This window comes from Paralcaligenes ginsengisoli (assembly GCF_054781135.1).
Window position 1 is genome coordinate 35,611 of record NZ_BAAGUZ010000023.1, and the last position, 10,211, is coordinate 45,821.

The following is a 10,211-nucleotide window of genomic DNA, read 5'->3' on the forward strand; positions in this document are numbered from 1 at the left end:
GACCTCCACGGTGACAGATTTTGACTTCCATTTCCGATTCAGTGAACGCTTTTGTCCGCCCCGACTCCTACTTGACCCTGCATTATCGTATCGTACTGGCGTCCGGCCCCGGGGCGGGATCGGTGTTTGCCGACACCTTCGATGGCCGCCCCGCCACGCTGCAGATGGGCAACGGACAGTGGGCGCCCGGCATGGAAGAGGCCTTGCTGGGCCATGAAGACGGCACGCGTTTCAGCGTCGAGCTGCCGGCGGCCCAGGCTTATGGCGAGCGCAATCCCGATCTCCTGCAGCGTGTAACGCTGGCCATGCTGGCCGAGCACACCGAGCCCGGATCCCGGTTCCAGCCTGGCGATATGGTCGAGTTTTCGGCGCCCAACGGCGGTCGCTATTCGGGGGTATTCAAAGAGCAGGGCGATACCTGGGCGCTTTTCGATTTTAATCATCCGCTGGCGGGCGTCGATCTGCGCATCGATGTGTCTTTGTTGGGAGTATTGTAATGTCTGCGACACGCAACGAGACGCAGTCCGATGTCGAAGTCGTTCTGGCCCAGCCCCGGGGTTTTTGCGCCGGCGTGGATCGCGCCATCGATATCGTCGAGCGGGCGCTTGAGCTTCATGGCGCCCCTATCTATGTGCGTCACGAGATTGTTCACAATCGTTATGTGGTGCAGGATCTAAAAGCCAAAGGCGCCATTTTCATCGACGAGCTTCACGAGGCCCCCAAAGGCGCCATTGTCGTGTTTTCAGCGCATGGGGTGGCCAAGACCGTGCGTGCCGAGGCCGAGCTCATGGGTTTGCAGGTCTTCGATGCCACGTGCCCGCTGGTTACCAAGGTGCATGTCGAGGTTGCCAAAATGCGCGCAGCCGGGCGTGAAATCATCATGATCGGCCATCGCGGCCATCCCGAGGTCGAAGGAACTCTGGGGCAGGCGGACGGCGGCATGTATTTGGTCGAAACTGCCCAGGATGTGGCCCAGTTGCAGGTGCGCGATCCCGACAATCTGGCGTTCGTCACGCAAACCACTTTGTCGGTCGACGATGCCGCCGCGGTGGCGCACGCTTTGCGCACGCGTTTCCCGACTATTACCGAGCCCAAGAAAAGCGATATCTGCTACGCCACGCAGAATCGCCAGGACGCGGTCAAGATCATGGCGCCGGGGTGCGACCTGGTCTTGGTCGTCGGCAGCCCCAATAGCTCGAACTCCAATCGTTTGCGCGAGGTGGCCGAACGCAAAGGAGCGGTCGCGCACCTTATCGACGACCCAGGGATGATCGATCCGGCCTGGCTGAACCAGGCCCGGCGGGTTGGCGTAACGGCAGGTGCGTCGGCGCCCGAGGTGCTGGTGCAGCAGGTGATAGGCCGTCTTAAGGAGCTGGGAGCGGTTTCGGTGCGCACCTTGCCTGGAGCCCAGGAAAACGTGGCTTTTCCTCTGCCTAAAGAATTGTCGCGCAAACGTTAGGACGATGTCATGAAGCTATACAGCTACTTTCGCAGTTCCGCCGCGTATCGCGTGCGTATAGCCCTGAATCTGAAAGGCCTGAGGTATGAAACGATGCCGGTGCATTTGCTCAGGCACGGGGGGGAGCAGTTGTCGGACGCGTATCGCGCCTTGAATCCGACGGCGCTGGTGCCTACGCTGGTCGATGGCGATCTGACGGTGGGCCAGTCCATGGCCATACTCGAGTATCTTGAAGAAACTCATCCCGAGCCGGCGCTGCTGCCGGCCGATGCGCCGGGCCGCGCGCGGGTGCGCGCGATTGCCCAGATTATCGCCTGCGATATACACCCGCTGGATAATCTGCGCGTGCTCAGGTATCTGAAGCACGAGATGAATGTTTCTGAAGAAGCCAAGAATGCGTGGTACAGGCATTGGGTGGTCGAGGGTTTGACGGCGGTTGAAAAGCTGCTGGCCGGCAAGCCGCAGACCGGCCGCTATTGCCACGGTGATCGGCCCGGTTTCGCCGATTTGTGCCTGGTGCCGCAAGTGGCCAATGCGCGCCGTTTCGAGTGCGATCTGGGCGCCATGCCGACTATTGTGCGGATCGACGCCGCTTGTGCCGAGCTTGCTGCGTTTCAACAGGCCGCGCCCGCCAATCAGCCGGATGCCGAGTAATCGCTGGCGTAGGTGTTGTCTTGGAAGTCAGGAGATCGTGACGCGGGGGGCTATCCTCGTGAAGTGCTTGTGGATGGCGTAGGTGGCTTTTGCGGCCAGTCGCCCTCTGTGTTCTTGAGACGCGGGGGTGGCGGCCCAGGCGGGGTGGAGCTCGCATCGTCCGGTCCTGGCGTTGCCAGGACTGCCCGCGGCCGCAGCCTGGATCGGGCGGTCGCGGAACTCGCGTCGTCCACAGCCCCCCGGGCTGTGGACACCCTTGACGCTCAAACAACCGCTCCCTTGCATCCCGATCCAGGCTGCGGCCGCGGCGGACTCAAGCTCGCCCACCCCGCCTGGGCCGCCACCCCCGCTTGCATTTGAGTTTTTTGTACGATCCAGGCCTGCGTTTTTCGGATGATCACAGGCTTGCGTTTTTTGCACGCTTATGGGGCTGCGTTTTTTGCATATCCCCTATGCCAGCGTTTTTTGTAAGCGCACGGTGCTTCAGGACAATGCGGCAATAGGGGCTCGTACAGGTCCCTTGTGGCCGCCTGTCAGGTCAATCCGCCCGTACCCTTGCTGGGCGCCGCAGCCATTTGCGGATGTAATCGAAGCGGTCGTAGCCCCAGAACGGTTCGTTGTCCACGAAGACGAACGGAGAGCCGAATACGCCGCGCGCGATGGCCGCATCGATACTGGTTTTGAGTGAGGCTTTGATGTCGTCCTGCTGGATTCCCTCGGCCAGCCGAGCCGGTTCTACCTGCGCTTTCTCGGCCAGTTGCAGCACTGTATCCAGCTTGTCGATGTCTTGTTGCTGCGCGAAGTAGGCGCGGTATGCCGCGTGTGCGAACTGCCTGCTTTGGGCGGCGCCCAGGTTTTGTTGGATCCAGAGCATGGCGCGGGCGGCCAGCAGAGTGGAAATCGGAAATCGGGCCGGATGGTTGTACGGAATGTCGAAAAGGGCGGCGGTGCGGTCGAAATCGTGCCGCGAGTAATCCCCTTTGATAGGCACTTCGATCAAGGGCGGAACGCCCATTATCTTGAACATCGGGCCAAGCAGAATGGGGTGCCAGTTCACGGTACGGCCAAATTCCGCCGCCAATTGGTCGATGCGGGTACTGGCAAAATAGCCGTACGGCGATGAAAAATCAAAATAAAAATCGATGGGAGTGCTCATGGGTGTGGCTGCTCGCAACAAATGTTATTGGGATGGACGGCAACGGCCCTGGCCTTGAAGCGCCTGTTCGCAAAAACATGTAATTCTGGCTCGGTGCCGACAGGTCTGTTTGAGTGTATAGCGATTTTTGCTTTCTATTGGTTATGATTGTGGATTGCATGGCTTTTGCGCCATGCGTCGAACCATCATAAATCGGCAGGCTATCAATGAAAAAAAGCGCGAAGGTACTGGGTGTAGTGCTTGTTCTGGGAGTCGCCTACCTGGGCGCCTCCTGGTATGTGGGCAAGCGCGCCCAAGCCGTAATAGAGCAGTCCGTCCAGCAGGCCAATGTGCGCCTGGCCAAAATGTTGGGGCCGGATCTGGGCGGTAGCGGCCTTAAGGTTTCCATCGGCGATTACAGCCGCCATGTATTTTCATCCGATGTGACGTATGTGCTTGAAATGAAGGGCGCTGACGGCAAGCCGATCGATTTCAAGCTGGCCGATCATTTGCAGCATGGCCCCTTTCCGTTCGATGCGCTCCGTTCGGGCGATTTTTCTCCCATGCTGGCGTTCAGCCGCGCCCGATTGGCGCCCACGGCAGCCTCGCAAAAATGGTTTGATAGCCTGAAGGGGCAAACCCCGGTTGCGGCCGTGACCAAAGTCGATTTTTCAGGGGCAGGTCATTCGCAGTGGACGCTGCAGCCTTTGGATTACGCCAATGGCGGCGACAGCGTCAAGTTCAGCGGCGGCAAAATCGATATGGTGTTTTCCCGGAATTTCGACAACAGCACGATTACCGGGCAATTCGATTCGTTTGGCCTGGCGCAGGCCGACGATCATGAGAATCTGCAGTTCAAGAATATCGAGCTGAAAAGCAAAACGATCACGGCTGGTGAAAACGATACCCAGGTGCAGAGTTCCGCGAGCGCCGACAATATGGTTTTTTCATCCGATGTGAATGAGCCGCTGCAGGTTGAAAAGTTGACGGTCAACCTGGAAAGCCAGCAGAAAAACCAATTGCTCGACGGCGCCTTGCGATACGATTTCGGGCGCATCGTTGCCGGCAAGGCCGATCTGGGCAGCATTTCGGCCGGAGCCAAGGCCAGCCATTTCGATGTGGCCACGCTGAGCGCGCTGGCCAATCAGTACGATGCCATTAAAGCCAAGCACGGCAATGCTACCGATGAAGACTTGACACTGACCGATGCTGAGTCGGCCCTGCTGCGCCAGAAGTTCCTGGACGTGCTGGCCAGCAATCCTTCTGTGTCGATCGACCCTCTGGTCTGGAAAAACGACAAAGGTCAAAGCACAATTGCGCTGAATGTGAATCTGGTCAGCCCCGCCGACAAAGAGGCGGCTCTCAACGCGGGCGCCGATACGCTGTTGCCGCAAATCCTGAAACTGGTGACGCTGGATATCTCGATATCCAAACCCATGTTCATCAAGACAATGAGCCAGTTGCAGGGCGGCGGACCGGCCGGCGGGCAGGCCGATATGCTGGGCGCCATGCTTTTCGATCAGTATCTGGGCAAGCTGCAGACCACCGGCCTGGTCAAGCTCGACAGCGACAAGGCCGTGTCGGCGATTCGGTACGAAAACAACAGTATCGATGCCAATGGCAAGAAAATGTCGGTGCAGGAATTTGTGCAAAGAGCCATGGCCGCGGTCATGTAATTTCGACAAATGTGTATAATGGCGGGCTTGGTCGGAACGGTCATCCGCCACGCCGATGTAGCTCAGTTGGTAGAGCAGCTCATTCGTAATGAGAAGGTCGAGGGTTCGACTCCTTTCATCGGCACCAATAGAATCAAGCACTTGCGCCAATCTTCACAGATTGGCGTTTTGTTTTGCGGCTTGCCCGCCCTCAGGGGATCAGCAGCACGCTGCCGGTGGTGCGGCCTCCTTCGAGGTCGGCTTGTGCCCTGCCGGCTTCGGCCAGGGGATATTCGTTGCCGATCTCGGCCACTACACCTGCTTGCATTACGGCGATGAGTTCCTCGGATGCGGCCAAATAAGTATTTGGGTCTCCCGAATAGGCCATGATGCTGGGGCGGGCGAGGGACAACGAGCGGCGCGGGCCCAATTGGTCGACGCTGATCGGCGGTATCGGGCCGGCCGCCTGGCCCATGCTGGCGACTGTACCGAAGGGGCGAACACAGGCAAGCGTCTTCAGGAGCATGTCGCCGCCTATGCCGTCGATGGCGAAGTCGACGCCGCGGCCATCCGTCAAGGCTGCGATCCCAGAGACGATATCGGCGTCGCGCCCAACGATGACATGATCGGCGCCGTGCATTTTGGCGGTCTGCGCCTTCCTGGCCGATCCGGCGGTGCCGATTACCCTTGCGCCAAGATGCTTGGACCAGCGCACCAGCATGGCGCCCAGGCCGCCTGCCGCGGCATGAATAAGAACTGTGCTTTCGGCATTGACCGGATACGTGCGCGTGAACAGCATATGCGCCGTTAGCCCTTTTAGCATCGAAGCCGCCGCAATGCGCGGGCTGATGTGGTCGGGCACCAGGATTGCCCGCACCCGTGGCAATAGCCGTGTCGTTGCATAGGCTCCGACCGGGGCGCCTGCGTAGACGATGCGATCCCCAACAGCGAGATCCGCGACGTCGTCTCCCACGGCTTCGACCACTCCGGCGCCTTCGACACCGAGGACCGCCGGCAGCGGCGCAAGCGGATACAGGCCGATGCGGTGGTAGATGTCGATGAAGTTGACGCCAATTGCCTGGTGCCGAATGCGCACTTCGCCCGGCCCGGGTGCCTGCGGCTCGCACGAGACAACTTCCAGTTGATCCACGCCGCCCGTGCCCCTCATTCTGATCATTTGATCCATTGCTTCCTCCATTAGGTTGGAGGTATTTTCATTGATTGCAGTTTGTTTGAAAATTCCCTAATATTTGTCATGTTATGTGAAAAATTTAACAATAATGGATTGGGAAAACCTTCGTCATTTCGCCGCGCTGGCGCAAGCGGGCACCTTGTCCGGGGCGGCTCGCGAGCTTCACGTCGAGCACGCGACCATAGCGCGCCGCATTGCCGCGCTTGAAACCGAGTTGAGTCTCAAACTTGTGGATCGGCGCGGCCGCAGGCTGTCGCTTACGGTGGATGGCGAGCGCGTCGCAGCCCTGGTCGAGCGCATGGAGACGGGCGCCCGGGCGATCGACCGGGCAGCCGGAAGCGCCCGTTCCGCTCTGGCGGGAAACGTTACCATCAGCGCGCCGCCGGCCTTGGCCGCGGCAATGCTGGCACGCCCGCTGGTAGCCCTGCGCACGCAACATCCCGCGCTTACGATTCGCCTATTGGGCGAAACCCGCCAGGCTTCGCTGGACCGCCGGGAAGCCGATATAGCCATCCGGCTCAGTCGGCCCGCCGAAGGCGAGCTCATCATCGTGAAGCTCGCGGAACTTGCCTTTCGCCTGTATGGCAATCCTGCTTACTTGGGCCAGACGCAATCGCAGGATTGGGCCTTTGTTGCTTATGATGAAGGCCTGGATCTTGCTGCGCAGCAAGCTGCCCTTATCCGGCAGGTGGCGGGCCGACCCATCCGGTTTCGGGCGAGTACGCTGGAGATCCAGCGTGCCCTGGTGCGAGAGGGGGGAGGCGTGGGAATGCTGCCGGATTTCATGGCAGAGGACGATTCGGCACTCGTTGCCGCGGTACCCGGCCAGCCGCCGGTGATGCGGGATGCGTGGCTGGTATTCCACGCCGACATGAAAGGCTCGGCCGCCATCCGCGCCGTCGTCAAGTCTATTCGTGAAGGTTTCGGAACAGTTTCCTGAAGTACCTTGAGCTTGAAGCGACTCCCTGAATCAGCATGCTGAAAAAGAAAAATCGCCGCAAGCCGTCGATGGATTGAAATCTTGTTCCGGTTGCGTACTGCGGCCAAGCTTCAGCTAAGCCACATTTCCTGCTCCAGGGCCAGCTCCCTGATGATCTGGATAATCAGGTAACGGCGATGTTCCGTCAACAAGCGCATTTTTTCAATCAGCTCGCGCTCCTCGTCGCTGTATCCGACGCTGCTCGCCGCGGGCTCTTTGGACACCAGCCGAGTTGGCTGCGCACGTATCTTTTCACCGACGCCGTAGCGCAGCCACTGAGCGGACACGCCCAGCCAGTCAGCGAGCGTTTCAATCTTGTCCGGCATGGGGCGGGACTTGCCCGACAGCCACTTTTGAGCCGCCTGCGGCGTGACAGGTTCGTTGGAATGCCGAAGATTGAATTGCAAGGCGAGATCCGCCGCCGTTTCGACTTTCTTCCGGCTGCGTTTCAAGGCTTGTTTGAGCCGTTCCGCGAAGGCAATTTTTTCATCATGAGATGGCATGCCGAAAGTGTGGCCCAAGAGAATCCGCAATTGAGAACCATTCGGTTGTTTAATAAAACCAAATGGTTTATATTGGCAACCGTTATCTTCTGAATCAAAATGTAAATATGCCTGTGCAACACCCCGCATCGCCAGATAGCGATGAAATAGATTTGTTCGAGTTGTGCCGCATATTATGGGAAAAAAAATGGGTGATTCTGGCGTTTACCATGTTGGTAACCGCCGTGGCGACGTTCTATGCATTCACCGCCGCGCAGCGGTGGACGTCCGTGGCCTATGTCAGTCCTCCCAGGGTCGAGCAGATAAAAGCCTATCTGGAGCAGCGGCGGGCGCTGGCCCGCGCGGATGGCACCAAGACGGTGGATACCGATCTTCTTATCAAGAACCTGTTTGCCAGTTTTGTTGATTTGAGTTCCGCGCAGCGCACCAAGCTGGAGTTCCTGGCCACCGCGCAATACTATAAAAATTTGAGTGCCAATGCCGATCCCGAGAATGCCAGGCGGATATTGACTCGCCTGGCCGACCATAGCCTATTGGTAAAATCTCCCGGCAAGGATCAGATCGCTCCGTATTACACCGTTTCCTTCACAGCGCTCACCGCCAGGGCGGCGCAAGAGGTTCTGGGCGCGTATATCGCGATGGTCAATAAAAAAGCTTTTGATTTGATCGATGGCGAGTTTGAAGATTCCCTCAATGCGAGCGTCCAATTCAGGAAAGCCGAACTGGGGAGTATTGAATTCAAGCTCAAAAGCGCTCGCGAGAATCAAATCGCCACGTTACAGACGGCACTGGCCACCGCGGGCAAGGCAGGCTTGAGGGATTACGCAGTAGGGCGAAACAATGCCGGCAACACGGTGATTGAATTGAGGGACGCCAATCATCTGTTCATGCTGGGCGAGAAATACCTGTCCGCCGAGCTTGACACAGCCAAAACATACCCTTTGATTTTTCCGGCCCGTTATTACGAGATCAAGCGCGAACTGAGCTTGCTGGAGCCTTTGCTGAAATACAGTATTGCGACATCCAACAGTTACAGTTTCCAGCTTTCCCCGACCTTGCCTGCATCACGCGATGCGCCAAAAAGGTCTTTGATCATCGCATTGGGCATCTTGTTGGGCGGAATGCTCGGTTGTGGGTGGGTTCTTGTGAATGAGGCCGTGCGAAAATACAAAATTGCAAGCCTGGAACGGACGGTGGCCGGCATGGAAAACAACCAGGGCCGTTCATAAAACGGACAGAATGACGCGGGTATCCGGTCGAGCGCGTCTCTTGATACTATTACCGGCAGAGCAGGGGCGAACAAGCCCGGTGTCGATGGCATGTCTGCCAGACACGAAAGATCTGCACGCGTACAGGAATCGTCTCGATGGATACACTCACGGCTCAGGAAACGGATGACTTGCGCAAGGCGGTGCGCCTGCTGGAAGAGCCTGGCCTGGGGATAAAGATTGCCAATTATGTCGGCAAGCCGCTGGCCCTGGGGGTCGACAGGCTGCCCCGCAATTGGCAACGAAAAATAGGCGAATATACAAAAAAATCCCTGCTCAGGGTTACGGACGCCGCCATTTTCACGATGGATGCGCGGAAAATACAAAAGGCATCGTGGGATTCGTCGCACAAAATAGCGGCGACGCTGGCTGGTGCGGCGGGGGGCGTGCTGGGCCTGGCGGGCCTGGCTGTGGAACTGCCTCTTTCGACGACCGTTATGTTGCGTTCGATTGCCGATATTGCCCGCAGCGAAGGGGAGGATCTGTCCCGCCCTGAAAGCCGGCTGGCTTGCATCGAGGTTTTCGCGCTGGGCGGCAGGTCCAAAGACGATGACGCGGCGGAATCCGCCTATTTTATAGTCAGGACCGGCTTGAGCCAGGCCCTGGCGGCGGCCGCCGATTATGTGGCCGCGGCCAAAGCCGGCGAACTCGCGGGCAAGGCCGCCGCGGCGCCGCTGGTAGGTCAATTCATTGAAAAAGTCGCCAGCCGTTTTTCCGGGCAAGTGGCGGACAAGGTATTGGCGCAGGCCATTCCTGTGCTGGGGGCTTTGATGGGAGGTGGCGTAAATTATATTTTCATCGACCACTTCCAGGATATGGCCCGAGGCCATTTCATTGTCCGGCGACTTGAGCAGCGCTACGGGAAAGCGTTTGTCCAGGCGCAATATCAAGAGATATTCGCCGAGATTCTGGCTCGGCAACGTGGGCGTTAGTGTATTTTTGGTTTGAGTGTTTATGGCATTCGATGTTTTGGTCGGTTTGGTATTTACGGTTTGGTATATAAAGACGCCGTCTATCGGGGCTTGGGGTCAGGCCCGGCACGGCGTGCTTCATCCGGATTTAGTTCGGCAAGGCGGGCGTCGGGCGAACTCACTGCGCCTCGCACACTGCGCGAGGCTCCGTTCAGACAGCGCCCGACGACTTCCCCCGCCTTGCCGAGCTAAATCCGGCGCACGCCTTACGCCGGTCCTGACCCCAAGCCCCGATAGACGGCTCGCGTAATGGCATGCCTGGAATGAACGTGCTGGCCCCAGCGTATACCTCGATGCATGACCTCACCGTTTCTCTCAGTGCATGACCCCAATGCTTCTCTCTATGCATTGCCTCAACGCAAGCCGCAGGGTGGGCGGTGCTGTGTAGTCCGGCG

10 protein-coding genes and 1 tRNA gene are annotated in these 10,211 nt (G+C 58.6%); 8 read left to right on the top strand and 3 right to left on the bottom strand.

Annotated elements, in window-relative coordinates:
- Positions 1-20 precede the first annotated feature (20 nt).
- The 3 genes from ACYVIS_RS12015 to maiA are packed head-to-tail and all read left to right on the top strand — an operon-like array spanning position 21 to position 2,113.
- Entirely contained in the window at positions 21-497 is a 477-nt protein-coding gene (locus ACYVIS_RS12015; RefSeq protein WP_232743815.1) for an FKBP-type peptidyl-prolyl cis-trans isomerase, read from the top strand.
- Positions 497-1,459 (top strand): 4-hydroxy-3-methylbut-2-enyl diphosphate reductase, encoded by a 963-nt coding sequence (gene ispH, locus ACYVIS_RS12020; RefSeq protein ID WP_232743814.1) that lies wholly within the window; start codon positions 497-499, stop codon positions 1,457-1,459. Before ACYVIS_RS12015 ends, ispH begins: the two co-directional genes overlap by 1 nt.
- Before the next feature lie 9 nt (positions 1,460-1,468).
- Positions 1,469-2,113, top strand: a complete 645-nt coding sequence (maiA, locus tag ACYVIS_RS12025) for a maleylacetoacetate isomerase (protein ID WP_460874063.1) — start codon at positions 1,469-1,471, stop codon at positions 2,111-2,113.
- 538 nt (positions 2,114-2,651) lie between these two features.
- Here the strand turns inward: maiA and ACYVIS_RS12030 are convergent.
- Positions 2,652-3,269: a 2-hydroxychromene-2-carboxylate isomerase gene (locus tag ACYVIS_RS12030; RefSeq protein ID WP_232743812.1), complete on the bottom strand. Its 618-nt coding sequence runs from the start codon at positions 3,267-3,269 to the stop codon at positions 2,652-2,654.
- Positions 3,270-3,475: 206 nt separating this feature from the next.
- On the opposite strand from ACYVIS_RS12030, the gene ACYVIS_RS12035 reads away from it, so the two are divergent.
- Together ACYVIS_RS12035 and ACYVIS_RS12040 are read left to right on the top strand one after the other, a co-directional pair.
- Entirely contained in the window at positions 3,476-4,924 is a 1,449-nt protein-coding gene (locus tag ACYVIS_RS12035) for a YdgA family protein (protein WP_232743811.1), read from the top strand.
- 51 nt (positions 4,925-4,975) lie between these two features.
- A tRNA-Thr gene (locus ACYVIS_RS12040) sits at positions 4,976-5,051 on the top strand.
- 63 nt (positions 5,052-5,114) lie between these two features.
- On the opposite strand, the gene ACYVIS_RS12045 is transcribed toward ACYVIS_RS12040, so the two are convergent.
- Complete coding sequence (locus tag ACYVIS_RS12045; protein ID WP_460874064.1) at positions 5,115-6,089, bottom strand: quinone oxidoreductase family protein; 975 nt, start codon at positions 6,087-6,089, stop codon at positions 5,115-5,117.
- Between the two features lie 94 nt (positions 6,090-6,183).
- On the opposite strand from ACYVIS_RS12045, the gene ACYVIS_RS12050 reads away from it, so the two are divergent.
- Positions 6,184-7,035, top strand: a complete 852-nt coding sequence (locus ACYVIS_RS12050) for a LysR family transcriptional regulator (RefSeq protein ID WP_460874065.1) — start codon at positions 6,184-6,186, stop codon at positions 7,033-7,035.
- Positions 7,036-7,145: 110 nt separating this feature from the next.
- Here the strand turns inward: ACYVIS_RS12050 and ACYVIS_RS12055 are convergent, their stop codons facing one another.
- Complete coding sequence (locus ACYVIS_RS12055; protein WP_232743808.1) at positions 7,146-7,706, bottom strand: transcriptional regulator; 561 nt, start codon at positions 7,704-7,706, stop codon at positions 7,146-7,148.
- Between ACYVIS_RS12055 and ACYVIS_RS12060 the strand changes: the two genes are divergently transcribed.
- Complete coding sequence (locus tag ACYVIS_RS12060; protein WP_460874066.1) at positions 7,685-8,806, top strand: LPS O-antigen chain length determinant protein WzzB; 1,122 nt, start codon at positions 7,685-7,687, stop codon at positions 8,804-8,806. The two genes, ACYVIS_RS12055 and ACYVIS_RS12060, sit on opposite strands and share 22 nt — an antisense overlap.
- Positions 8,807-8,943: 137 nt before the next feature.
- Positions 8,944-9,777 (top strand): EcsC family protein, encoded by an 834-nt coding sequence (locus ACYVIS_RS12065; protein WP_460874067.1) that lies wholly within the window; start codon positions 8,944-8,946, stop codon positions 9,775-9,777.
- Positions 9,778-10,211 lie beyond the last annotated feature (434 nt).